Consider the following 24,792-nt stretch of genomic DNA (forward strand, 5'->3'; position numbering starts at 1 on the left):
CGCGCAGAGCGGCATGTCCTGCCAGCCTCAAAGCGCAGTGCCGACAAACAATGTCATTTAAGTGACACATGACAATGTTGGTGTGCGCAAACCTTGCCGGCGACTCAAGGCCCATCTGTCGACTGACAAAGCAGCCGCGAGCGGCCTTTCCGGAGTGACCAGATCTCGATGGAACTAGCTCTCACAGCCGCCTTCGCTTCCTCCGCTTTGCTTCTTTCCAATCTCGCCAGCATCCTGCTTGCTTCGTCGAAACTGCAAGCGCGTCGCCTTATCCCTCCGCCGTCCGGCGAGCAGCCACCGGTCTCGATCGTCGTGCCGTCGCGCGGCGTGGAGCCGTTCACACAAGAGACGCTGCAGCGAGCCTTCTCGCTCGACTGGCCGCGCTACGAACTGATCTTCTGCGTCGCTCACGCCGACGATCCCGTCGTCAAACTGATAAACAGGGCGATCGTCCTGTTTCCCAACGTGCCGGCCCGGCTGCTGATCGGCGACGACCGCGTCAGCAGCAACCCGAAGCTCAACAACTGCGTCAAGGGCTGGGAAGCGGCGCGCTATCATTGGGTTATTCTGGCGGATTCCAACGTGCTGATGCCAAGGGATTACGTCCAGCACCTGATGGCGGCCTGGCGGACCAATACCGGGCTTATCTGCTCGACGCCGATCGGCTCTCGGCCGGATGGCTTTTGGGCCGAGGTCGAATGCGCGTTCCTCAACACGCTGCAGGCGCGCTGGCAATATGCCGGCGAGGCGCTCGGTCTCGGCTTTGCCCAAGGCAAGAGCATGCTGTGGAACAAACCGATGCTCGATACCAGTGGCGGTATCCGCGCGCTGGCCGCCGAGATCGCCGAGGATGCTGCTGCAACCAAGCTGGTCAACGGACTGGGCCTGCGCGTCAATCTCGTTGCCTCGCCTTTCGAGCAACCACTGGGGCAGCGCCGACTTGCCGACATCTGGTCGCGTCAGGCGCGCTGGGCGCGGTTGCGCCGCGTCACTTTCCCGCTGTTTTTCGCACCCGAGATCCTGACCGGCGTCGCCGTGCCGTTGGCGTTGGCGCTGGTGGCGGCCGCAAGTGCCGGCATCAGCCTGCCGGCCACGGTGTTGGCCGTGCTGACGGCGGCCTACATTCCCGAATGCGCGCTGGCCGCGGCCAAGGGCTGGCATCTGTCGCTGCGCATGGTCCCGGCGATGATGGTCCGCGACATGATGCTTCCCGCCATCTGGGCGCGCGGCTGGCTGAGCGGCGCCGTCGACTGGCGCGGCAACACCATGACCATCGGCACCAAGACGGCCGAACTGGAAGAGGTTTCGTCGGGAGCGTGACGCCTCGCGGCCTACCCGGCTGCCTTCAGCGCCTGCGCAACGTCCTCCAGCAGATCGTCCGTATCCTCAAGACCGACCGACAGCCTGAGCGTTCCCGGCCCGATGCCAAGTTCGGCGCGAGCTTCGTCGCTGAGGTTCTTGTGCGTGGTGGTCGCCGGATGGGTGATCAGGCTCTTGGCGTCGCCGAGATTGTTGGAGATCAGCACGATGTCGAGCGCGTTCTGCAAGGCGAAGGCCGCCTGCTTGCCGCCCTTGACGTCGAGGCAGATCAGCGTCGATCCGCCCGTCATCTGCTTCTTGACGATGTCGGCCTGCGGGTGGTCGGCGCGGCCGGGATAGATGACGCGGGCGATTTCCGGCCGTCCTGCCAGGAAATCCGCGATCTTGGCCGCGCTTTCCGTCTGCTGGCGCACCCGAACCGGCAGCGTCTCCAGGCCCTTGAGCAGCGTCCAGGCGTTGAACGGCGACAGGCTCGGGCCGGTGTGGCGGAAATAGTCGTGCAAATTCTCGTCGATCCATTTCTTGTCCGACAGGATGATGCCGCCGAGACAGCGTCCCTGGCCGTCAATGTGCTTGGTCGCGGAGTAGACGACGATATGGGCGCCGAGCTGCAAGGGCTTCTGCTGCAAGGGCGTGGCAAAGACATTGTCGACGATCAGCCTGGCGCCGATCGAGGTGGCGAGCGCCGCCACCGCTGCGATGTCGACCACTTCCAGCGTCGGATTGGTCGGGCTTTCCAGGAAGAACAGTTTCGTGTTCGGCCGCACCGCCTTTTCCCAGTTGGCGATGTCGGTGCCGTCGACCAGCGTTGCCTCGATGCCGTATTTCGGCGCCAGCGTCTCCACCACCCAGCGGCAGGAGCCGAACAGCGCGCGCGCCGCAACGATATGGTCGCCGGCCTTGGCGCTGCACAGGAGCGCTGCCGTCACCGCCGCCATGCCGGACGCCGTGGCGCGCGCATCTTCGGCACCCTCCAGCGCGCACATGCGCTTTTCGAACATGTCGACGGTAGGGTTGGCATAGCGCGAATAGATGAAGCCCGGCTCCTCGCCCTTGAAACGGGCCTCGGCAGCCTGCGCCGTCTCGTAGACATAGCCTTGGGTGAGGTACATCGCTTCGGACGTCTCGCCGAACTGGGAACGCAGCGTTCCCCCGTGCACGAGTGCGGTCTGAGGTTTCCAGTTACGCTTCTTGGTGCTCATCGTTTTTGTTCCAGACACAAAAAAACCGGCCGCGAAAGTCGCAACCGGTCCATATGGCCTTGCGGCCCGACGGTCCTTTAGCGACTTGTTTAACGTGGCTGCAAGCCGACCGGCCAAATCACCACGGGATAACGACCCTTTAGACCTCACCTGCGCTTGCGTCAATTGCCGGCTTCATTAAGAGGTTTGTACCAGGCAGGTTCCGCAATAATATCCAGCGGTTTTGCGGCAAGAACCTGCCACAAAGAGACCGACCTTGGAGCGGAGCCAGCCTTTTGCGGCAGACAGGCATTCTTCCCGATCAGGACATTTCCGCGCTGTTTCAGTCCGGCGCGCTGAAGTCGCCGCGCGCGCTCGATGTCGACCAGGTGCAGCCGGCGAGCCTCGATCTCAGGCTCGGCGACAAGGCTTTTCGCGTGCGCGCCTCCTTCCTGCCGGGTCCCGATCATCTGGTGGCCGACAAGCTTCACCGGCTGAAATTGCATGAGTTCAGTCTCGCCGAGGGCGCGGTGCTGGAAACCGGCTGCGTCTACATCGTGCCGCTGCTCGAAAGCCTGGCGCTGCCCGCAAATGTGTCGGCCTCGGCCAACCCGAAGAGCTCGACCGGCCGGCTCGACATCTTCACCCGGGTGATGACCGATCGCGGCCATGAGTTCGACAAGATCGCCCCCGGCTATCACGGGCCGCTTTATCTCGAAGTCAGTCCGCGCACCTTCCCGATCGTCGTACGCGCCGGATCGAGGCTGTCGCAGATCCGCTTTCGCACCGGCAACGCGCTGTTGTCGGAGGCAGAACTGAACGAATTGCACCGCGCCGAGATGCTGGTGGCGACCGAGCCGCCCAACATTTCCGGCGGCGGCATTGCGCTGTCGATCGATCTTGACGGCGACCAGAACGGCCTGGTCGGCTATCGCGGCAAGCATCACACCGGCTTGGTCGATGTCGACAAGCGCGCCGCCCAGGATGCCGTCGATTTCTGGGAGCCGCTCTATAAGAGCGGCGCCGGCGAACTGGTGCTCGACCCGGACGAGTTCTACATCCTGGTCAGCCGCGAAGCCGTGCACGTGCCGCCGCTCTACGCCGCCGAGATGACGCCCTTCGATCCGCTGGTTGGCGAATTCCGTGTTCACTATGCCGGCTTCTTCGATCCGGGCTTCGGCCATTCGGCCTCAGGCGGCACCGGCAGCCGGGCGGTGCTCGAAGTGCGCAGCCACGAAGTGCCGTTCATCCTCGACCACGGCCAGATCGTCGGCCGGCTGGTCTACGAACACATGCTGAAGCGGCCGCAGGCGCTTTACGGCACCGATCTCGGCTCGAATTACCAGGCGCAAGGCCTCAAGCTCTCCAAGCATTTCCGCCCCGCCGGCTGAACCTTCGATCACCGTCAGGCAAAATACTTGCCTGCGCTGCCTCACCATGCTTGGCTGCCTTTCGGTGGCCGGCAAGAGAACGGCGCGCAAGGGGAACCAAAATGCAGATTTCAAGATGGATCATATCGGCAGCGGGCGCTGCCATGCTGGTGATATCGGCCGGCTCGCTGGCTGAGGCGCAGGAGAAATTGAAGATCGGCACCGAGGGCGCTTATCCGCCCTTCAACACCATCACCGCGGACGGCAAGATCGAGGGCTTCGACATCGACATCGCCAATGCGCTGTGTGCGCAGATGAAGGTCGAGTGCGAGATCGTCACCCAGGACTGGGACGGCATCATCCCGGCGCTGCAGGCGAAAAAGTTCGACGCCATCATCGCCTCGATGAGCATCACCGAGGAGCGCAAGAAACAGGTCGCCTTCACCAACAAATACTACACGACGCCGCTGGCGCTGGTGGCGCCCAAGGACAGCGACCTCACTTCCACCGAACCGGCAGCCCTTGCCGGCAAGACGGTGGGCGCGCAGGCCTCGACCACCCAGGCCGACTATGCGCAGGACGCCTATGGCAAGGCCGGCGCCGAGGCGAAACTCTACCCCACCCAGGAAGAGGCGATCACCGACTTGCAGAACGGCCGTCTCGACGCCGTCATCTCCGACAAATTCGTTCTGATGGACTGGCTGAAGAAGGCGAGCGACGGCTGCTGCAAGCTTGTCGGTGACGTCAAGGGCACCGAGACGCAAGCCGGCATCGCTGTCCGCCTGGAGGACACGGCACTTCGCGACAAGCTCAACGCGGCGATAGACGCCATCGTCGCCGACGGCACTTACAAGAAGATCCAGGCCAAGTATTTCGATTTCGATATCTATTGAGTCCCGTCCGCCGGCGTCAGCCGCGAAAGAGATACGATTTCGCGGCGCCAAGGCAGGCATGAAAATGGCCGATAAACAGCAGTTCGCGTGCGGCCAAACGTTTCCTGCCCCAAAAGCCTTCGGTCAGTTTGACCTCGTCGAGCGAAGCGTTTGAGCCGCGCTTCAACGGGAACAACTGCTTGTCGAGGCAACCGAGGACATGGGCCTTGGCGGAGTCGATGCCGCAGACCTTGCCATTGTTGTTCAGCCTGTCGCTGCGAAGCGCTGATGTCATGTGATCCGTGTTGCGCATCAGAAAGCTCACCTGGGCTTTCGAATAGCCGGTTGCCAGAAGACGGCTCGTCATCGCCAAACGGGCTTCACGATAGGACTTCGGGCTGCACTGGCCGGCGCTAAAGGCCACCGACGGTTGGGTCAGGAACAGGGCCACGCCCGTGAACACAATGACAAGCCGCATTCCGTTCATTTCCGGCTCCCAAATTGTGATGCTGCCTCAAAGCGCCTTCACCGCCACCTTAACCGGCTGCTCAATCTCCAGCGGGTTGCGCAGCGGCAGGCCGAAATCCGCGGCCTCGATCTCGAAAACGTCGCCGGCCTGAGTCTTGATGCCGTCGGCAAAGGACAGCGTCGCCGTGCCGAACATGTGCACATGCACGTCGCCCGGCTGGCGGAAGGCCGAATATTTGAAGTGATGATGTTCGAGATTGGCGATTGTGTGCGACATGTTCGCTTCGCCCGACAGGAACGGCTTTTCCCACAGCAAATTGCTGTCGCGATAGATTCGCGATGAGCCCCTGACGTCGGCCGGCAGGTCGCCGATCAGGATTTCCGGCCCGAACGAGGCGTTGCGCAGTTTGGAATGTGCCAGGAACAGATAGTTCACCCGCTCGGTAACATGATCGGAAAACTCGTTCGACAGCGTGAAGCCGACGCGGAACGGCGCGCCGTCGTCGCCGATGACATAGATGCCGGCGATTTCCGGCTCCTCGCCGGCGTCCTGCGCAAAGGCCGGCGACATCAGTGCGGCGCCCGGCGCCACCGCCATGGTGCCGTTGCCCTTGTAGAACCATTCCGGCTGCACGCCGGTCTGGCCCTTGGCCGGCTTGCCGCCTTCGAGCCCCATGCGGAACATCTTCATGGAATCGGTAAGCTGCTCCTCGCCGCCATCGCTGAGCTTCTTGTGCATGGAATCGCGCGTCGCCGCCGAGCCGAGATGGGTCAGGCCGGTGCCGGTCAGATGCAGATGCGCAGGATCGGGATGGTTGACCGGGGACACCAGCCGGCCCTTCTTGTAGACGGCGTCGAGGTCTATCGCTTCACCGAACCCCTTGCGCTCGATCAGCGCGGCGAGGGCCGTTCCGGTGCGCGCGGCTTCCATGGCCAGCGAATAGACGCTGCGGGCGCCGTTGATGATCCTGGTCTTGCCGCCGCCATTGCGGGCGACGACGCGGATGGTCTCGGCGTCGTCGAGGATCTGGGAGATTAGCATGATGAAATCCTCTCTCATGTGCCTTGGCCGGGTTGCCCCTTGGCAAACCTTGACCTGCGCGGCTCGGACCTCGCCGCGCCACGGGTTGAACTCTTCGTCCGGATTGCGCTCGCGAGCTCCATCCCTCGGGGGACTTCTTGTGCCGACAACTTGCCGGCTGCGCCGCGACCGTATGCCTCCTGCTTGCCTCGCCTGAAGCTTGTCAGGCCTTGTTCTTGTTGTAGACGTCGAAGATCACGGCGCCGAGCAGCACCAGGCCTTTGACCACCTGCTGCCAGTCGACATTGACGCCCATGATCGACATGCCGTTGTTCATCACGCCCATGATGAAGCCGCCGACGACTGCCCCGATGACCTGGCCGACGCCGCCCATCGCCGAGGCGCCGCCGATGAACACTGCGGCGATGACGTCGAGCTCCGAGCCGAGACCCGCCGCCGGCACCGCCTGGCCGAGACGAGCCGCGATGATCAGGCCGCCAAGCGCCGACAGCACGCCCATATTGATGAACACCATCAGCGTCAGCCGCTCGGTGTTGATGCCCGACAGCTGCGCCGCCTTGGGATTGCCGCCCATGGCGTAGATGCGCCTCCCGATGGTCATGCGCTTGGTGACGAAGACGAACAGCGTGATCAGCACGCCCATGACCAGCAGCACCACCGGCAGGCCGCGGTAGCTGGCAAACTCATAGACCAGGAACAGCGCCAGCGCGCTGGCGACCAGCGTCTTGACCACGAACAGGGTGAAGGGCTCGGCCTCATAACCATGGCGTTCTCGTTTGCGCCGGGTGCGGACCCCGAAATAGGCATAGGCGAGCACGGCGATCAGCCCCAGCACGACCGTCGTCATGTGCAGGGTCACGCCGCTGCCCATGATGGTCTTGCCGGCTGCGTTCACGACCGGCGGGACGAGCGTCAGTGGGCCGATCACATCCGGGATGAAGCCGGAGCTGAGCATCTTGAAGTCGTCGGGAAGCGGACCCACCGACGAGCCGCCGCCAAGCAACGCCTGGCAAATGCCGCGGAAGATCAGCATGCCGGCCAGCGTGACGATGAAGCTCGGTATCCGGTGATAGGCGATCCAATACCCTTGCGCGGCGCCGATCAGGCCACCCGCGACCAGGCAGACGATCGAAACCACCAGCGGATTGCTCAGCGGTCCGAGTTGCCAGATGACCATCATGTTTGCCGCCAGCGCGCCGATGAAACCGGCGACCGATCCGACGCTGAGGTCGATATAGCCCGATACGATCACCAGCAGCATGCCCAGCGCCATCACGATGATGAAGGAGTTCTGCTGCACCAGATTGCTGAGGTTGACCGGCTTGAACAACGTCCCCGACGTGGTGAACTGGAAGAACAGCATGATGACGATCAGGGCTATGATCAGCCCGTATTCGCGTAAATTCGTCGCCAGCGCCGAGACGGCGATGCGCGGGCGCTGTTCGTCGGCGACGTTGCCCTGCGGGGCGGGGGCGCTTTCGGTGCTCATGCTGCTTTTCCTTCTCCCCGGACGATGGCGCGCATTATCTTTTCCTGGCTTGCTTCCGCCGCGGGCATTTCGCCCACCATGCGCCCTTCGTTCATGACGTAGATGCGGTCGGTAATCCCCAGCAATTCCGGCATTTCCGACGAGATGACCACGATCGCCTTGCCCTCCGAGGCAAGGCGCGCGATGATCGTGTAGATTTCATACTTGGCGCCGACATCGATGCCGCGTGTCGGCTCGTCGAGGATCAGCACGTCAGGGTCGGCAAACAACCATTTCGACAGCACCACCTTCTGCTGGTTGCCGCCGGAAAGATTGCCGGTCATCTGATAGACGCTTGACGCACGGATATTGGTCTTCTTGCGATAGTCGTTGGCGACCGCAAGTTCGCGCATGTCGTCGATCACGCTGTGGCGCGACACGCCGTCGAGATTGGCCAGCGTAATGTTATGCTTGATATGGTCGATGAGGTTGAGGCCGTAGGTCTTGCGGTCCTCGGTGACATAGGCGATGCCGTGTTGGACCGCCTTGCTTACCGAGGAGACATCGACCGGCTTGCCCTTGAGCAGCACTTCGCCGGTGATGCGGCGGCCATAGGAGCGGCCGAACAGGCTCATGGCGAATTCGGTGCGGCCGGCGCCCATCAGCCCGGCGATGCCGACCACCTCGCCCTTGCGCACATTGATGTCGATGCCCTTGATCACCTGCCGCTCGGCATGGAGCGGGTGATAGACCGACCAGTTCTTCACCTCGAACACGACTTCGCCGATCTTGGGCTCGCGCGGCGGATAGCGGTCGTCTAGCGAACGGCCGACCATCGAGGTGATGATGCGGTCTTCGGAGATATCCTTCTTGGCCAGCGTCTCGATGGTGCGCCCGTCACGGATGACGGTTACCTTGTCGGCGACCCGGTTGATCTCGTTGAGCTTGTGCGAGATCAGGATCGAGGTCATGCCTTGCCGCTTGAATTCGAGCAGAAGATCGAGCAGCGCCTGGCTGTCTTTCTCGCTGAGCGACGCGGTCGGCTCATCGAGGATCAAAAGCTTGACGTCCTTGCTCAGCGCCTTGGCGATCTCGACCAGCTGCTGCTTGCCGACGCCGATATTGGTGATCAGTGTCTTGGGGTCCTCCTTGAGGCCCACCTTCTTCAACAGGGCAGCGGTGCGCGCCTCGTTGGCATCCCAGTCGATGACGCCGTATCGGGCGTTTTCGTTGCCGAGGAAGATATTTTCGGTGATCGACAGCATCGGCACCAGCGCTAGCTCCTGGTGGATGATGACGATGCCCTTGTGTTCGCTGTCATGGATACCTTTGAACTGGCATTCCTGACCCTGAAAAATGATCTGGCCGTCATATGTGCCGGCGGGATAGACGCCCGACAGAACCTTCATCAGCGTCGACTTGCCGGCGCCGTTCTCGCCAACCACGGCGTGGATCTCGCCTTCTTCGACGCTGAGGTTGACGTTCGACAGCGCCTTCACGCCGGGGAAGGTCTTGGTGATGTCGCGCATCTCCAAAATCGTCGTCATCAGGGCAAGCTCCTCCTGTTGCATGTCGCTCAAAATTGCTTGCGGTTTGAGACAACGACATGCACGCAAACCAAGTCCGGTAGAAACAATACCGGGGTCGCTTGTGAACGGAAAGGGGTCCTGCGTCGCGCAGGACCCCTGTCTTTCTAAACGGATTACTTCAGTTCGTCGGCCTTGATGTAGCCGGAGTCGACGACCAGTGCCTGGTAGTTCGACTTGTCGACCTCATGCGGCGTCAAAAGGATCGAGGGAACGACCTTGACGTCGTTGTTGTAGGTCTTTTCATCCAGGCCGTCCGGCTTGCCGCCCGAGAGCACCTTGTCGACGAGTTCGACGGTGGCCTTGGCCAGTTCGCGGGTGTCCTTGAACACGGTCGAGTATTGCTCGCCCGTGATGATCAGCTTGACCGAAGCGGTCTCGGCGTCCTGGCCGGTCACGATCGGCCACGGCTGGGCGTCGGTGCCGTAACCGACGGCGCGCAGCGAAGCGGTGATGCCGCGCGACAGGCCGTCATAGGGCGACAGAACGCCATCGACGCGGCTGCCGTCCGAGTAGTTGGCCGACAGAAGGTTGTCCATGCGCGCCTGGGCGGTGGCGGCGAGCCAGCGCAGCGTGCCGACCTTGTCCATGCCGGTCTGGCCGGACTTGATCTTGATCGAGCCGTCATCGATCAGCGGCTGCAGCACCGAGATTGCGCCGTTGTAGAAGAAGAAGGCGTTGTTGTCGTCCGGCGAGCCGCCGAACAGTTCGACGTTCCACGGCTTGGTGTTCGGGAAGCGCTCCTTGAGGCCCTTGACCAGCGAGTTCGCCTGGATCACGCCGACGCCGAAATTGTCGAAGGTGGTGTAGTAATCGACATTGGCGGTCTTCTTGATCAGGCGGTCATAGGCGACGACGACGACGCCGGCGTCAGCGGCCTTCTGCAGCGCGTCCGACAGGGTCGTGCCGTCGATCGAAGCGATGATCAGCGCCTTCGGGCCCTTGGTGATTTCGTTTTCCAGCTGGCTGAGCTGGTTGGGGATGTCGTCCTGCGCGTACTGCAGGTCGACCGTGTAGCCGAGAGCTTCGAGCTGGGACTTGACGGCATCGCCGTCATTGATCCAGCGCTGCGAGGTCTTGGTCGGCATCAGCACGCCGACAAGACCCTTGTCGGCTGCGTGCGCCGAGTAGGTCATGGCAGCGATGCCAAGGGCCGCGACGGCGGCCAGTGTCTTGATGATTTTCACGTAAAACTCTCCCTGGTTGATGGACGCGACACCTCGGGGCTTCGCGGGCCGCGCAGTCGGGCGGATGCGCCAAAGCGCCGCCGCCGTCATAATCGATCTCCGGTATCCTCCCAATCGGCCCTCAGTCTTGATTTAAATCGATACGATTTTGCTCGTCATCGACCGTCAAGTCTTGAGGACGCGCGAAAGTGTGACCCTTTGCCATAACTGTCAAATGCGATCTTCGGTGGTTGCTATACCAAAACCGGTATATGACTAAACCGGGCTGGAACAGTGGCGGAAGCGGGAAAAGGCATGGCGGCTTTACGAGGTCCTCAGGGAATTTCAAGCGGTTACGATGAATTGCCGGGCGATGGCGAGACACTTCTGCGTAGCGGCTTGAGCCTGCGTCACATGCGCATGATCGCAGCACTCGACGATCACGGTCGGGTGAGTGCTGCCGCCCAGGTGATGAACATCTCGCAGCCGGCGGCCTCGCGCATGATTTCCGAGATGGAAGCGGTGCTCGAGGTGAAGCTCTGCGAAAGGCTGCCGCGCGGCATCACACTCACCCCTTACGGCAAGGCGCTGGCCCGGCGCGCGCGCTCGATCCTGCTCGAAATGCGTGAGGCCGACCGCGAAATATCGGAGCTCAAGGCCGGCAAGGGCGGCTCGGTGTTCCTTGGCGCGGTGACGGCGCCGGCGATCGAACTGGCGGTCCCGGCGATCCGCGAGATACGCCGCCTCTATCCGCGCATCGAAATTACCATGCAGGTCGAGACGTCGAATGTGCTGGCGCGCGAACTGATCGCCACGCGCCATGATTTCATCATAGCCCGTGTTCCCGAAGACCTCAATCCGCGGCTGTTCGAATCCCGTGTCATCGGCGTCGAGAAGGCCTGCCTGATCGTGCGTCGCGGCCACCCGCTGAGCAATGGCCATCCTCTTAACAATGGGAGGGCGGTGCGGCTGGAGGACACCGCCGCCTTCGACTGGGTGTTCCAGTCGGGCGGGTCGCCGCTGCGCCAGGCGATGGAGAGCAATTTCCTGAACCGCAACATCGCCCTGCCGGACCGCATCCTTAACACCTCGTCCCTGCTGCTCACACTGGTCATGGTGGCGCAGTCCGACGCCATCGCCCCGGTGTCGATCCAGGTGGCAAAATTCATCCAGAACCCCGACGGTCTCGCCGGCGCCATCGATGTCGTCCAGACCGAGTTTGACATCGAGGTCCGCCCCTACAGCCTGATCACGGTGAAGAACCGCGTCCTGTCGCCGGCAGCCAAGATGCTGCACGATTTTATCTTGCGGGAGGTGGGATAGGAACTGGAGCGGGTAGAGGGAATCGAACCCTCGCGTTCAGCTTGGGAAGCTGACAAGCTACCATTACATCATACCCGCATTGGCCTCTCGATATCATGACGGGCGTGCTTCGGGCAATCGCCCTTGGACAGCTCTTCGTAAACGGCTGTTGGAAACCCCGACCGATTGCGCCAGTCCGCCTGCCTTGATGTGGGCGCAGCAAGTGCGTATTCGTGGTTTGTACCCCGAATCCGGGCACACCAATCTGGAGGCAGGCCCCTTGTCCACAGTGACGCGCTTTCTCGGTGACTCGCCCGTCAGGGTGATCGTCAAGCTGCTGGTCGTGTCGTTCCTCGTCGGCCTGGTCATGAATGCGTTCGGCTGGACGCCGATGGACGTCTTCTACCGCATCCAGGGTTTCTTCATCGATCTGTGGAATCTTGGCTTCAACGCGGTCTATCGCTTCTTGGGCTATATCCTGCTCGGCGCCGCGATCGTCGTGCCGGTGTTCATCCTGCTCAGGGTCGCGAACTACCGGAAGTGAAGCGGAGGCATGATCCCGAAAAGTGGCAACCGGTTTTCGGAAAAGATTGTGCTCAAACCGAAGGCCACTCAGGCAAAGTCCGACGCCACCTCGAACAGGATGGCGTGGCGCGCGGCCAGCGCTGCGACATCGGTCGAATAGCCGCCGCCGATGACACCGCAGACCGGGATGCCCAGCGCGCGGAAATGACCGATCACCATGGCGTCGCGGGCACGCACGCCGTCATCGCTGAGCGACAGCCGGCCAAGCCGGTCCTCGGCATGCACGTCGACACCGGCATTGTAGAAGACGATGTCCCAGTGCGCCTTGGCCGAGAGCTCCGGCAGGAGGACACCCAGCCGTTCGAGATAGGCGCCATCGCCGGTGCCGTCCGGCAGGGCAACGTCGAGATCGGAGGCAATCTTGCGCACCGGATAATTGCGCTCGCCATGCATGGAAAAGGTGAACGCGCGTGGCTCGTCTTTCAGGATGTCCGCGGTGCCGTCGCCCTGATGCACATCGAGATCGACGATCAGGATGTTTTTCACCGCGTCTTCGGCTAGCAGCACCAGCGAAGCGACGGCAACATCGTTGAAGGTGCAGAAGCCCGCGCCTTGCGCGCGCCGCGCATGGTGGCTGCCGCCGGCGCTGTTGCAGGCAATGCCATTGATAAGCGCCAGTCGCGCCGCCAGCACCGTGCCGCCGGCGGCGAGTTGCGCCCTGAGCGAAACGCGCGGTCCCACGGGAAAGCCGATCTCGCGCTCGATCTTTTCAGGCACTGAACACGTGATGACCTGGTCGACATAATCAGCCGCATGGGCGAGCTTCAGCCAGGAGGCCGGCGCCGGCTCGGGCATCGACAGCGCCCCGGCATGGATCAGACCCCTGATATGCAAGGCCTGCATCAGCAGCGGATATTTGCTCATCGGAAAGCGATGATTGACGGCGAAGCCGGCATCGTAGTCGGGATGATGGACGATCTGCAGGGGCATGGCTAAAGCAATTCCAGGAAAAGTGTGCAGCGGTTTTCCCGGGAGAAGCGCGTAGCGCTTCCCTTTGGGAATTGCTTAAAACCAGTACTGGGATCCGGCGGGCTCGCGCCAGAAGAACATTTCGGTTGGCCGTCACGGCAAGAGTGATTGCGCGGTGGCGGGAAAATGGGGCACATCGGCTGTTCGATCAAGCCGCAACCAGCAAGGCAGCAATCCCCTGGACACGGGTGCAACCCCAGCCGACGCGAGACCCTTCGCCGTCACCAACCGTTCGGTGCTCGCCATCGCCGTGCCGATGACGCTCGCCTATCTGACGACGCCGCTGCTCGGCATCGTCGACACGGCGGTGGTCGGGCAGTTCGGCGATGCCGCCCTGCTCGGCGGCCTGGCGGCCGGGGCCCTGGTCTTCGACGTCGTCTTCAGCACCTTCAATTTCCTGCGCTCCGGCACCACCGGCCTCGTCGCCCAGGCGTTTGGGCGCGGCGACGAAACCGAGGAGCAGGCGGTGTTCTGGCGCGCCGTGCTGATCGCGGCCGCCGCCGGCATCGTGCTTGTCGTCCTTGCGCCGCTGATCGCCATCGCCGGCCAGAAATTCATCGGCGGCGAAGCGCGCGTCGGCGAGGCGATGGGCGTCTATATCCACATCAGAATGCTCGCCGCCCCCTTCACGCTGATCAACTACGCCATCCTCGGCTATGTCCTTGGACGCGGCGAGGGCGGGCTTGGGCTGATGCTGCAGGCGGTGCTCAACGGCATCAACATCGTGCTTTGCATCCTGCTCGGCCTGAAGCTTGGCTGGGGCGTCGCCGGCGTGGCCTGGGCGACCGTCACCGGCGAATGTCTGGCCATGCTGCTGGGTCTCGCCATCGTTGTCTGGCGGTTCCGGGCCGCACCCCGCCTGCCGCGGCATCGCCTGCTCGACATGCCCGCTTTCCTGCGCATGCTGTCGCTCAACCGCGATATCATGATCCGCTCGTTCTCGCTGCTCGCCGCTTTCGCGCTGTTCACCCGCCAGGGCGCGCAGTTCGGCACGCTGACGTTGGCCGCCAATGCCGTGCTGATGAACTTCTTTCTCGTCGCCGGCTATTTCCTCGACGGTTTTGCCACAGCCGCCGAGCAGTTGGCGGGACGCGCGATCGGCGCACGCGCCGAGACGGCGTTCCGCCGGGCGGTGCGTCTGACCTTGTTCTGGGGGTTCGGCCTCGCCGGAACCGCGACGCTGATCTTCTGGCTCGGCGGCGCCGGCCTGATTTCTTTGATCACCACGTCGCAGGACGTTCGTGCTGCTGCCGACATCTATCTGCCGTGGGCGGCACTGACACCGTTGAGCGGCGTGCTGGCCTTCCAGATGGACGGCGTCTTCATCGGCGCCACGTGGTCGCGCGACATGCGCAACATGATGCTGGTGTCGTTCCTGGCCTTCAGCGCCGCATTGTTCAGCTTGGCGCCGTCTCTCGGCAATCGCGGCCTGTGGGCGGCGCTGCACGTTTTCCTGCTGGTGCGCGGCTTCAGCCTGCTGGCCATCCTGCGGCTCAGGCTGCGCACGGCTTTTTAGAGCGCCTTGGCAGCCCACTGATCGAGCCGGCTGTCGCGCAGTTCGCGCAAAGACGTCAGCCTTTCCTTTTCTGCAAAGCGCACCATGCCTGAAAGAATGCGGCCTGGCAGCGCGGGGCCGGCATAGATCATGCCGGTGTAGAGTTGCACCAGATCGGCGCCGGCGCGGATTTTTTCCAGAGCCGTCTCGGCAGAATCGACACCGCCGACGCCGATGATGGCGCACTCCGGCCCGAGCAGTTTGCGCATCTTGGCCAGCACGATCGTCGAGCGTTCGAACAGCGGCTTGCCGGAGAGCCCTCCGGTCTCGCTGGAGGTGCTACGCAATCCGGTCCGCGCCAGCGTCGTGTTGGAGACGATGACCCCGTCGATCTGCTTTTCGCTGACCTCGGCGGCGATGTCCTCCAGCTCGGCCTCGACCAGATCAGGTGCGATCTTGAGGAAGATTGGTGGCTGGGCCGATGCCGAGGCACGCGCCGATACGACGCGAGCCAGAAGTTCGCCGAGCTGTTCGCGCGCCTGCATGGTGCGCAGGCCGGGCGTGTTGGGCGACGAGATGTTGACGGTGAGATAGCTGGCGTATTTCGCAAAGCGGGAAACGCCCAACTCATAGTCACGGACACGATCGGCGCTGTCCTTGTTGGCGCCGATGTTGACGCCGACAATGCCGCCGCGTCCCTGGCGCGCGGCAAGGCGTTTTTCCGCCGCCTCGTGGCCCTCGTTGTTGAAGCCCAGGCGGTTGATCACCGCGTCATCCTGGGCCAGCCGGAAGATGCGCGGCTTCGGATTGCCCGCTTGCGGCAGCGGCGTCACGGTACCGACTTCGGCAAAGCCGAAACCGAGCCCAAGCAGCGCGTCCGGTACCTCGGCGTTCTTGTCGTAGCCGGCGGCCATGCCGAGCGGATTGGGAAAGGCGATGCCACAGAGGCTGACCTTCAACCTATCGTCTCGCACCACCCGTGCGCCGACCGGCAGACCGCATCGCAGCGCCGCGATCGACATGCCATGCGCCGTTTCAGGGTCGAAGGTGAACAGCAGTTTCTGGCCGATGCGGTCGAACACGCTCATTCGGCCTCCAGCGCCGGGAATTGATGCGTGCCGTCGGCGCCCAGCGGCAATGGCCGCACCCACAGGACTGTCTTCAGGTCGAGCTCGCCGTAAAGATGCGGAAACAGCGCGCCGCCCCGCGAGACCTCGTACTTCAGCGCGTCACCGAGCAGCGCCCCGTCGATGGCGATCAGCAGCAAATCCATCTGGCCGGCGAAATGCTTCGCTGCCGTCTCCCTGGCCTGATCAGCGGTGGAGAAATGGATGAAGCCGTCGGCGATGTCGATCGGAGCCCCGGTGAAACGGCCGTTTTTCTCGGCCGCGCGCCAAAGCGCTTCGGGCGCGATCTTGTAGATGATCTGAGACATTGTTGCGCTATAAAGCAATTCCAGGAAAAGTGTGAAGCGGTTTTCCGCCCGGAATTGCGTTAAAACAAGGAGATAGAGCGGAGCGCCGTGGAACGGCGACCCGCTCTGGTCCGGATGGCTCATGCGGGGAAGGGCAACTCGTCCGCATTTACGGCGCAAAGCTGTGATAGGTTGCGCATACTGGCTCGTGGAGGATGGAACATGCGTCTGCAGCACATACTGATCCCCGCCGCACTGGTCTCGCTGGTTGCGGCATCGGCCTGGTCCGAAGAGACCGACCGCTACCGGCTGGAAAAATCCGCCAACGGTTATGTCCGCATGGACACCCGGACCGGCGCCATGTCGATCTGCGAGGAGCGCTCCGGCCAGCTCGTCTGCAAGATGGCCGCCGACGAACGCGCCGCCTTCCAGGACGAAGTCGAGCGTTTGCAGGCCTCGATGAAGGCCATGGACGAACGCGTCGCCAAGCTCGAGAACTCGCTGTCCGCCCGCCTCGAATCGAAGCTGCCGAGCGAGGAGGATTTCGACAAGACGATGAGCTATATGGAGCGCATGCTGCGCGGCTTCATGGGCATCGTCAAGGAAATGGACAAGGATGACGGCGCCAATCTCAATTCGCAAAAGACCTGAACTGCCCGGCGGGGAATGCCCCGTCCGGCCATTGCCGCATGAAGACAAAGCGCTTCGCCGCATAATCGTCCGGTCCCCGTAAAAGCCGATAATCAATAAGGGATTTGGGGAGGAACATTTGCCGTCGGGTTACACGTTCGTCATCGCCGACGACCATCCGCTTTTCCGCGGCGCGCTGAAAGAGGCGCTTGCCGGCGTTGGTGATGTCGCCGCCATTCACGAGGCCGGCGATTTCGAAAGCGCCAAGGTCCTGGTCGTGGCCAATGAGGATGTCGACCTGGTGCTGCTCGACCTGTCGATGCCGGGCGCCAGCGGCCTGTCCGGTCTGATCGCGCTGCGCGGCATCCACCCGGCGGTGCCGCTGGTGGTGGTGTCGGCCCACGACGACCCGGTGACCATCCGGCGCGCGCTCGAGCTTGGCGCGTCCGGCTTCATCTCCAAATCGGCCAGTATGGAAGAGATCCGCGGCGCCGTGCAGACGGTCCTGGCCGGCGACATCGCCGCGCCCGTCGGCATCGACCTCGGCATCGAGCGCGACCCGGAAATATCGGACCTGATCAAGCGGCTGCAGGCGCTGACGCCGCAGCAGACGCGTGTCCTCGGCATGCTTGCCGAAGGCCTGCTCAACAAGCAGATCGCCTACGAGCTCAGCGTCTCCGAAGCGACTGTCAAGGCGCATGTCTCGGCCATCCTGCAAAAGCTCGGCGTCGACAGCCGCACCCAGGCGGTGATCCAGCTGTCCAAGATCGGCAGCGATCCGTTGCAGCCAGCAGGCTAAAGCTATTCCAGGAAAAGTGCGTAGCGAATTTCCCTTGGGAATTGCGTAAAACAAAAAGATAGAAACTCTACTCGGCCGCCGACGCCAGCGGCCTGACCCTTGCCATCATCGAACGCAGCACCGCCGGCTTCAGCGGCTTGTTGATCACCGGCACGTCGAGCGCGGCGGCAGCGGCACGGACCTCGGTGGAGCGGTCGGCGGTGACCAGCACGGCCGGCAGGTCCGAACCATGGATGTCACGCAGGCGGGCGATGATGTCGAGGCCGCTTCTGCCATCGAGATGATAGTCGGCAAGCACGATGTCGGGACGATCGGCCCTGCCAAAATCCTCCGAACCCGAAAACGTGCCGATGCTGCAGCCCCAGCCCTCGAGCAGAAGCCGCATGCCGTCGAGGATGCGGGCGTCGTTGTCGATGCACATGACGCGCAGGCCGGCCAGCGAATTCGCGGTGCGGGCAGGCGCCTTCGGCTCGACCTCGCGCCGCGGCGCCTCAACCGCCGCAACCGGCAGGATAACGGAAAAGCGCGTACCCTTGCCCGGGTTGGAAAAGATCTGGATCTCGAGCCGCAGCACCCGCGCGATGCGGTCGACGATGGACAGGCCAAGGCCGAGACCTTCGGCCTCGCGCACGCCTTCGTCCAGCCGGGTGAACTCGTTGAAGACCGTGTTCAGCTTGTCGCCGGCAATGCCGATGCCAGTGTCGATCACCTGGATTTCGGCGAGTTCGCCGCGCCGTCGCACGCCGACCAGGATGCGGCCATGGGGGGTGTATTTGATGGCGTTGGAGACCAGATTCTGGATCAGCCGGCGCAGCAGGTTGCGGTCCGTCAACACGCTGAGTGACGAGGCTATGATCGTCAGATCGAGTTTCTTTTCGGCGGCGAGCGGCTGAAAATCATTGCCGATCTGGCGCAGCAGCCCGTCCAGGCGGAAGGCGCTGTCATCGGGTTTCATCGCGCCGGCGTCGAGGCGGGAAATGTCGAGCACGGCGCCCAGGATCGTCTCGACCGATTCCAGCGAGGATTCGATGTTGATAGCAGCCTTCCCGGCCGGGCCCTTGCCGGCCTTTTCGATCAGCGACGAGCAGTAGAGACGGGCGGCGTTCAGCGGCTGCAGGATGTCGTGGCCAGCGGCGGCGAGGAAGCGCGTCTTGCCCAGATTGGCCTCCTCGGCCAGCATCTGCGCCTGCGCCAGCTCCTCATTGACCCGGGTCAACTCCTCGTTAACCCTAGTCAGTTCGATGGTCCGCGTCTTGACCCGCTGCTCCAGCGATTCATTGGCCCGCTTCAGCGCCAAATCCTGTTCGACGCGTCCTGATATGTCGGCATAGGTGGCGACGATTCCGCCGTCCGGCATCGGGTTGGAGCGCAGTTCGAGGATACGGCCACTGGTCGTCAACTCCATCTGCCATGGGCTGACGAAGCTGGTCAGCCGGTTGAGCATCGCCACGCGCTGATCGGCCGGAATGTCGCCGCGTTCGGCCAGATGGCGAAGGATGCGGTCGAGCGAGACGCCAACCTGGCCCATCTCGTCGGGCAGGTCAAACAGCGCGCGATATTGTCTGTTCCAGCAGATCAGGCGGAAATCGCGGTCGAAGACGGTGATGCCCTGTTCCATCTGGTCGAGCGCGATCTGCAGCAGGTCGCGATTGTGCTGCAGCGCTTCGGTGGCGTCGTCGAGCAGGCGAAAGGCGTCCTTGGACTCGCGGTCGTTGCGGCGAAACAGCAGCGACAGGATCAGCCGCGCCGAAGACGAGCCGACCGCGCTCGCCAGCAGCTGCTCGGAAAAGCGGATGACATCCATGCTGGCCTGCTCATTGCCGTGCAGCGAGACGCCATTGCTTTTCTCGAAGGATTGGAAGGAGCGCTCGGTGCGCTCGACGCCGAGGTAGCGCGAGATGGTGTCCTTCAGCACATTGACGGTGATGGCGGTGCGGAAGCGGCGCAGGCTGGGCATCGGGCCGGATTCGCGCGGCACAAAGATCGACGCCTGGATCCGCTCCAGCGGCACTGACGCGCGCGACAGCGAGCCGAGCACGAAGAACAGCGTGTTGACCAACAGGCTCCAGAGCACGCCGTGGTTCAACGGTTCGGCGACGGTGCCGAACAGAGCCTGCGGCCGCAGCGCCTCGAAACCGAACAACCCCTGCACGACGATGTCCGCGTCGGCTGCCGAGAGCGACGGCAAAAGCAGCGTATAGCCCCAGACGAGGATGCCGGCGACCATGCCAAGGGCCGCGCCGCGGCCATTGGCGCCGCGCCAGATCAGCCCGCCGATCAGCGCCGGCGCGAATTGGGCGATTGCCGCGAACGACATCAGGCCGATCGACGACAGCCGCGCCGAGTTGGTGCTTTCGCGGTAGTAGAGGAAGGCGATGAACAACAGGATGAAGATGGCGCCGCGCCGCACGTTGAGGATCAGCGTCGACCAATCCTCATTCTCAGAGGTCGTGGTCTTGAGCAGGCGGCGCACGAACAGCGGGATGACGAGGTCGTTGGAGATCATGATCGACAGCGCCACGCTTTCGACGATCACCATGGCGGTCGCCGCCGACAGCCCACCGATGAAGGCGGCCATGGCGAGGAAGTCATGGCCGCCGAACAAGGGCAGCGCCAGCACATAGAGGTCACTGGTGGTTTTGGCGCCGACCAGCGCCAGGCCGGCGAAGGCGATCGGCAGCACGAACAGGTTTATCGCCACGAGATAGAGCGGAAACACCCAGGTCGCGGTGCGCAGTTCGGCCTCGCCGCGGTTCTCGACGATGGTGACGTAGAACTGGCGCGGCAGCATGATGATGGCAAAGCCGCTCAGGCAAGTCAGCACCAGCCAGGTGGCGAGCGAGGTGTTGTAGCCCATGGCTTGCCGCACCTGGCTGTTTTCGGCCAGCTTGTCGATCATGTCGCCCGGGCCACCGAAGATCAGGAAGGTGACCATCAGGCCGATCGCCAGGAAGGCGGCGAGCTTGACCACGGTTTCGACCGCCACCGCCAGCACCAGCCCGTCCTGGTGCTCGGTGGCGTCGGCATGGCGGGTGCCGAACAGCACCGCAAACAGCGCCAAGAGCATGGCCACCACCAGCGAGATGTCGCTGACGAAGGGATCGAAGGAGGGCGGCGATCCCGTATAATGCTCGACCATCAGGCCGACCGAACCGGAGATCGCCTTCAATTGCAGTGCGATATAGGGCACCGCGCCGATGGTGGCGATCAGCGTGGCGATCGCCGAGACGGCAAAGCTCTTGCCGTAGCGCGCGCCGAGGAAGTCGGCGATCGAGGTGATCTTCTCGCTCTTGGCCAGCCGCACGATGCGATTGAGCAGCGGAAAGCCGAACACGAACACCAGCACCGGCCCGGTGTAGATGCCCAAAAATTCGAGGCCGCGCTCGGACGACAGGCCGACCGAGCCGAAGAAGGTCCAGGAGGTGCAGTAGATGGCGAGGCTAAGCGCATAGATGAAGGGCCGGGCGCGGCCGGGTCCCAGCGCCGTTGAACGCCGGTCGCCGAGGCTGGCGATGACGAACAGCAGCGTTACATAGGCGACCGCAATGATGACGATGAACCAGCCCTGCACGGCCCGAAAATCCTCCTCGGCCAGCTTTCACCCCGGCCTGCCCAGAGGCAATCACAGCTCTAAGGTCAAGTCCATCGCGGCTTTCGGCGCATGACCGCGACGCCGCCCTGTCGAACCGTGACCTAAGGTAAGGAGAAAGCGGTGTTTTCCAGCTTTTGCTTCTGTTGCAACCGCAGGTTTTTGTTATGGTGCGCACGGGCCGACGCCGGAGGGACGGCGGCAGCGCGGTCCGTCATGACAAGGAGGGTCGAATGCTGAAAGAATTCCAGGAATTCATTTCCAAAGGAAATGTGATGGACCTTGCGGTCGGCGTCATCATCGGCGCGGCCTTCAGCAAGATCGTCGATTCTCTTGTCAATGACATCATCATGCCTTTCATCGGCGCACTTGGTGGCGTCGACTTTTCCAACTACTTCATAGGCCTCTCATCAACAGTGCATTCGACCAATCTTGCCGACGCGCGTAAGGAAGGCGCGGTGTTCGCCTACGGCAATTTTATCACCGTGGCGCTGAATTTCGTCATCCTGGCTTTCATCATCTTCCTTATGGTCAAGGCCGTGAACAACATGCGCAAGCGGCTCGAGCGCGAGAAGCCGGCCGCACCTGCGGCTCCGCCGCCGGCTGACGTCGCACTGCTCACCGAAATTCGCGATCTCCTCGCCAGGAAATAGACAAGGCCAGATTTCTGGACCAAAACCCCGGTCGTTCGCGGCCGGGGTTTTCTGTTGCCGCATCTGCTAAGAGCATCCGCCAATGCATGTCGCCCATAAGTGCGCAGCGGTTCTGGATAATGACATGCATCAAAGCGGACATCAAAACGGACCTGTCATGACCCTGATCGATAGCTTGCGCGCCGAAGCGGTGGCCGCCCCCGAAAGCGGCATTGTCGCCGTCGTCAATTACGGCCGTACGCGCGAGGGCATGATCCCGCTCTGGGCCGGTGAAGGCGATTTGCCGACGCCTGCCTTCATTTCGGAAGCCGCCGCCAAGGGGCTCGCCAATGGCGAGACCTTCTATACCTGGCAGAAAGGCATTCCGGAGCTGAGGCAAGCGCTTTCTCGCTACTATGCCAGGCATTTCGGCAAGAGCTTCGCCGAAGAGGAATTCATCGCCACCGGTTCCGGCATGCATGCCATTCAGTTGGCATTAGCCGCGGTCGCCGGCAGCGGCGACGAGGTGGTCTATCTCTCCCCGGCGTGGCCGAATTTCGCCGCCGCCGCCGGTATTTCCGGCGCTACCCCGGTTGCGGTCACGCTCGACCAGTCGGGCAATGGCTGGTCCTGCGATGTCGACAAAATTGCGGCTGCGGTGACGCCGCGCACCAAGGCGCTGTTCGTCAACACGCCATCGAACCCCACCGGCTGGACGGCCGATAAGGAAACGCTGCAGGCGATCCTGAATCTCGCCCGCCAAAATGGCCTGTGGATCATCGCCGACGAGATCTATTCGCTGTTCCACTACGGCCACGGCCGTGCGCCGTCCTTCCTCGACATTTCGACCGCGGAAGACCGCATCCTGTTCGTCAACTCCTTTTCCAAGAACTGGGCGATGACCGGCTGGCGCGTCGGCTGGATCAAGACCCATCCCGAGCTGCAGCAGGTGTTCGAGAACCTGATCCAGTATTCGACCTCAGGCGTCGCCCAGTTCATGCAGCGCGGCGCCGTCGCGGCGCTGGACCACGGTGATGCCTTCATCGTCGAGCAGGTGGAGCGCGCCAGGAAAGCGCGCGACCTGGTCTGCGATATTCTCGGCGCAACCGGCAAAGCGCGCTTCACCGTGCCGCAAGGCGCGTTCTATTTGTTTTTCACGGTCGACGGCATCACCGATCCGCGCCGGGCTGCTTTCGACATCGTCGACAAGGCCAATGTCGGCCTGGCGCCGGGCACCGCCTTCGGCCCTGGCGGAGAGGCGTTTTTGCGCCTGTGCTTCCACCGCCGCCTCGACCAACTCGAGGAAGCGGCACACCGGCTGGCGGGATGGATGAGGACGGTTTGAGGTGAATGGCCGGCGGCTTCAGCCGCCCGACTTCGGCACAAGCAGCGGCACAATCCGGTCGCTCTTGGCGACAGTGGGCCGTCCGGCGGAGCCGTAGGGAATGCCCAGCGCATCCCATGTCTCGACCAGCGCGTCCTGCAGTCCCGCAATCAGCGCATCGGTATGGAACGGCGTCGGCGTGATGCGCAGCCGCTCGGTGCCGCGCGGCACGGTCGGATAGTTGATCGGCTGGATGTAGATGCCGTGCACGCCGAGCAGACGGTCGCTGGCCATCTTGCAGAGTTCGGGGTCACCGACCAGCACCGGCACGATGTGTGTCGGCGATTCCATCACCGGCAGGCCGGCTGCAGACAGAACCTCCTTGGTCCGCGACGCTTGGCGCTGTTGCGCATCGCGCTCGGCTTGCGACCGCTTGAGGTGGCGGATGGACGTGGTGGCGGCGGCGGCGATCGCCGGCGGCAGCGCCGTGGTGAAGATGAAGCCCGGCGCATAGGAGCGCACCGCGTCGATGACGGCGCTGTTGCCGGCGATATAGCCGCCCAGCGTGCCGAACGCCTTGGCCAGCGTGCCTTCGATGATGTCGATGCGGTCGGCCAGCCCCTCGCGCTCGGTGATGCCGCCGCCGCGCGGTCCGTACATGCCGACGGCATGGACCTCGTCAATATAGGTCATGGCGTTGTAGCGTTCGGCCAGTTCGACGATCTGCTTGATCGGCGCGATGTCGCCATCCATCGAATAGACGCTCTCGAACACGATCAGCTTGGCGCGTTCGCGGCCCGCCACCTGCAGCAGGCTTTCGAGATGCGCGACGTCGTTGTGGCGGAAAATCTTCTTTTCGGCGCCCGAGCGCCGTACGCCTTCGATCATCGAGGCATGGTTGAGCTCGTCCGAAATGATCAGGCAATTGGGCAAAAGCCGCGCAATGGTCGAGATCGAGGCCTCGTTGGAGACGAAGCCGGAGGTGAAGACGAGCGCGGCTTCCTTGTCGTGCAGGTCGGCCAGTTCCAGCTCGAGTTCGACCAACGGGTTCGAGGTGCCGGAAATGTTGCGGGTGCCGCCGGCGCCCGAACCCATCTTGCCGGCCGCGTTCTGGAAAGCGGCAATGACATCGGGGTTCTGGCCCATGCCGAGATAGTCGTTGGAGCACCAGACGGTGATTTCCTCGGCGCGGCCGTTTGAACGCCAGATGGCGCGCGGAAACTTGCCGACAATGCGCTCGAGATCGGCGAAAACCCGGTAGCGCCGCTCGGCGTGGAGCTGGTCGATCGCTTCCTCGAAGAACCGCTGATAGTTCATGTCGCCTTCCCAGTTTTGCGCGGGATCATAATCGTTGGCCCATTCGTCGTCCACCGGGCCGTTTTGGTCAAAATGCCACGCCCCAAGCCTGTTCCTAACGACCCCGGATCGTGGCCTATTCCCTTGATGTGGATCAATTTTGTTTCCGTACGATGCCGCAGGCCGGTGAGACTGTTACGGATTTAACATTCAGGCGTTTCTAATGGCCTTGCCGCAGGCTTTCCAGTAAGGCGGTGATTGAGACAGTTTCCGATAAATCATGA

21 protein-coding genes, 1 tRNA gene and 1 riboswitch are annotated in these 24,792 nt (G+C 62.9%); of the genes, 10 read left to right on the forward strand and 12 right to left on the reverse strand.

Going from position 1 to position 24,792, the window contains the following annotated elements; genetic code table 11:
- Positions 1-168: 168 nt before the first annotated feature.
- Positions 169-1,320 (forward strand): ceramide glucosyltransferase, encoded by a 1,152-nt coding sequence (locus NKH38_RS16850; RefSeq protein ID WP_352638646.1) that lies wholly within the window; start codon positions 169-171, stop codon positions 1,318-1,320.
- Positions 1,321-1,331: 11 nt separating this feature from the next.
- On the opposite strand, the gene NKH38_RS16855 is transcribed toward NKH38_RS16850, so the two are convergent.
- Positions 1,332-2,522 carry an O-succinylhomoserine sulfhydrylase gene (locus NKH38_RS16855; RefSeq protein WP_023669633.1) on the reverse strand — a complete coding sequence of 397 codons (1,191 nt, stop codon included), beginning with the start codon at positions 2,520-2,522 and terminating at the stop codon, positions 1,332-1,334.
- 57 nt (positions 2,523-2,579) lie between these two features.
- Positions 2,580-2,657: riboswitch (SAM riboswitch) on the reverse strand.
- Between the two features lie 140 nt (positions 2,658-2,797).
- On the opposite strand from NKH38_RS16855, the gene NKH38_RS16860 reads away from it, so the two are divergent.
- Positions 2,798-3,892, forward strand: a complete 1,095-nt coding sequence (locus NKH38_RS16860) for a 2'-deoxycytidine 5'-triphosphate deaminase (RefSeq protein ID WP_023699517.1) — start codon at positions 2,798-2,800, stop codon at positions 3,890-3,892.
- A gap of 101 nt (positions 3,893-3,993) precedes the next feature.
- Positions 3,994-4,764, forward strand: coding sequence for an ABC transporter substrate-binding protein (locus tag NKH38_RS16865; RefSeq protein WP_023688688.1), 771 nt, complete (start codon positions 3,994-3,996; stop codon positions 4,762-4,764).
- 16 nt (positions 4,765-4,780) lie between these two features.
- Here NKH38_RS16865 and NKH38_RS16870 read toward each other — a convergent pair whose 3' ends face one another.
- The 5 genes from NKH38_RS16870 to chvE form a co-directional block, all read right to left on the reverse strand.
- A complete protein-coding gene (locus tag NKH38_RS16870) occupies positions 4,781-5,230 on the reverse strand; it encodes a hypothetical protein (protein ID WP_031208582.1) in 450 nt (149 codons plus the stop codon).
- Positions 5,231-5,257: 27 nt separating this feature from the next.
- Complete coding sequence (gene araD1, locus NKH38_RS16875) at positions 5,258-6,253, reverse strand: AraD1 family protein (RefSeq protein WP_352761963.1); 996 nt, start codon at positions 6,251-6,253, stop codon at positions 5,258-5,260.
- A 202-nt stretch (positions 6,254-6,455) separates the two neighbouring features.
- A complete protein-coding gene (gene mmsB, locus NKH38_RS16880) occupies positions 6,456-7,742 on the reverse strand; it encodes a multiple monosaccharide ABC transporter permease (protein WP_023669637.1) in 1,287 nt (428 codons plus the stop codon).
- Complete coding sequence (gene mmsA / locus NKH38_RS16885) at positions 7,739-9,271, reverse strand: multiple monosaccharide ABC transporter ATP-binding protein (RefSeq protein ID WP_027049369.1); 1,533 nt, start codon at positions 9,269-9,271, stop codon at positions 7,739-7,741. The genes mmsB and mmsA overlap by 4 nt, the downstream gene beginning before the upstream one ends.
- Positions 9,272-9,423: 152 nt before the next feature.
- Entirely contained in the window at positions 9,424-10,494 is a 1,071-nt protein-coding gene (gene chvE, locus NKH38_RS16890; RefSeq protein ID WP_023681943.1) for a multiple monosaccharide ABC transporter substrate-binding protein, read from the reverse strand.
- Between the two features lie 294 nt (positions 10,495-10,788).
- Here chvE and NKH38_RS16895 point away from each other — a divergent pair, with 294 nt between their 5' ends.
- Complete coding sequence (locus NKH38_RS16895) at positions 10,789-11,796, forward strand: LysR family transcriptional regulator (protein ID WP_023669640.1); 1,008 nt, start codon at positions 10,789-10,791, stop codon at positions 11,794-11,796.
- A 4-nt stretch (positions 11,797-11,800) separates the two neighbouring features.
- On the opposite strand, the gene NKH38_RS16900 is transcribed toward NKH38_RS16895, so the two are convergent.
- A tRNA-Gly gene (locus NKH38_RS16900) sits at positions 11,801-11,874 on the reverse strand.
- Between the two features lie 181 nt (positions 11,875-12,055).
- Between NKH38_RS16900 and NKH38_RS16905 the strand changes: the two genes are divergently transcribed.
- On the forward strand, positions 12,056-12,319 hold the full coding sequence (locus NKH38_RS16905) for a DUF6460 domain-containing protein (RefSeq protein WP_023681941.1): 264 nt from the start codon (positions 12,056-12,058) through the stop codon (positions 12,317-12,319).
- Between the two features lie 68 nt (positions 12,320-12,387).
- Here NKH38_RS16905 and NKH38_RS16910 read toward each other — a convergent pair whose 3' ends face one another.
- Positions 12,388-13,290 (reverse strand): histone deacetylase family protein, encoded by a 903-nt coding sequence (locus NKH38_RS16910; RefSeq protein ID WP_023726827.1) that lies wholly within the window; start codon positions 13,288-13,290, stop codon positions 12,388-12,390.
- Between the two features lie 217 nt (positions 13,291-13,507).
- On the opposite strand from NKH38_RS16910, the gene NKH38_RS16915 reads away from it, so the two are divergent.
- On the forward strand, positions 13,508-14,845 hold the full coding sequence (locus NKH38_RS16915) for an MATE family efflux transporter (RefSeq protein ID WP_023730976.1): 1,338 nt from the start codon (positions 13,508-13,510) through the stop codon (positions 14,843-14,845).
- On the opposite strand, the gene NKH38_RS16920 is transcribed toward NKH38_RS16915, so the two are convergent.
- Both NKH38_RS16920 and NKH38_RS16925 read right to left on the reverse strand, forming a co-directional pair.
- Complete coding sequence (locus NKH38_RS16920; RefSeq protein ID WP_352761962.1) at positions 14,842-15,912, reverse strand: quinone-dependent dihydroorotate dehydrogenase; 1,071 nt, start codon at positions 15,910-15,912, stop codon at positions 14,842-14,844. The genes NKH38_RS16915 and NKH38_RS16920 overlap by 4 nt on opposite strands.
- Positions 15,909-16,259, reverse strand: coding sequence for a DUF952 domain-containing protein (locus NKH38_RS16925; protein WP_023738223.1), 351 nt, complete (start codon positions 16,257-16,259; stop codon positions 15,909-15,911). The genes NKH38_RS16920 and NKH38_RS16925 overlap by 4 nt, the downstream gene beginning before the upstream one ends.
- Positions 16,260-16,460: 201 nt before the next feature.
- On the opposite strand from NKH38_RS16925, the gene NKH38_RS16930 reads away from it, so the two are divergent.
- Together NKH38_RS16930 and NKH38_RS16935 are read left to right on the forward strand one after the other, a co-directional pair.
- Entirely contained in the window at positions 16,461-16,889 is a 429-nt protein-coding gene (locus NKH38_RS16930; protein ID WP_023821560.1) for a hypothetical protein, read from the forward strand.
- Between the two features lie 118 nt (positions 16,890-17,007).
- Positions 17,008-17,667 (forward strand): response regulator transcription factor, encoded by a 660-nt coding sequence (locus NKH38_RS16935; RefSeq protein WP_023821561.1) that lies wholly within the window; start codon positions 17,008-17,010, stop codon positions 17,665-17,667.
- A 67-nt stretch (positions 17,668-17,734) separates the two neighbouring features.
- Here the strand turns inward: NKH38_RS16935 and NKH38_RS16940 are convergent, their stop codons facing one another.
- The gene (locus NKH38_RS16940; RefSeq protein ID WP_352761961.1) at positions 17,735-21,238 is read right to left on the reverse strand and encodes a PAS domain-containing hybrid sensor histidine kinase/response regulator; all 3,504 of its coding nucleotides are present in this window, start codon (positions 21,236-21,238) and stop codon (positions 17,735-17,737) included.
- Positions 21,239-21,489: 251 nt separating this feature from the next.
- Between NKH38_RS16940 and mscL the strand changes: the two genes are divergently transcribed.
- Both mscL and NKH38_RS16950 read left to right on the forward strand, forming a co-directional pair.
- On the forward strand, positions 21,490-21,909 hold the full coding sequence (mscL, locus tag NKH38_RS16945) for a large conductance mechanosensitive channel protein MscL (protein ID WP_023681933.1): 420 nt from the start codon (positions 21,490-21,492) through the stop codon (positions 21,907-21,909).
- A gap of 157 nt (positions 21,910-22,066) precedes the next feature.
- Entirely contained in the window at positions 22,067-23,233 is a 1,167-nt protein-coding gene (locus NKH38_RS16950) for a pyridoxal phosphate-dependent aminotransferase (protein WP_023696681.1), read from the forward strand.
- An 18-nt stretch (positions 23,234-23,251) separates the two neighbouring features.
- Here the strand turns inward: NKH38_RS16950 and hemA are convergent, their stop codons facing one another.
- Complete coding sequence (hemA, locus tag NKH38_RS16955) at positions 23,252-24,529, reverse strand: 5-aminolevulinate synthase (protein WP_023711399.1); 1,278 nt, start codon at positions 24,527-24,529, stop codon at positions 23,252-23,254.
- Between the last annotated feature and the right edge of the window lie 263 nt (positions 24,530-24,792).

This window comes from Mesorhizobium sp. M1078, assembly GCF_040318615.1.
In the GTDB taxonomy this organism is placed as follows: domain Bacteria; phylum Pseudomonadota; class Alphaproteobacteria; order Rhizobiales; family Rhizobiaceae; genus Mesorhizobium.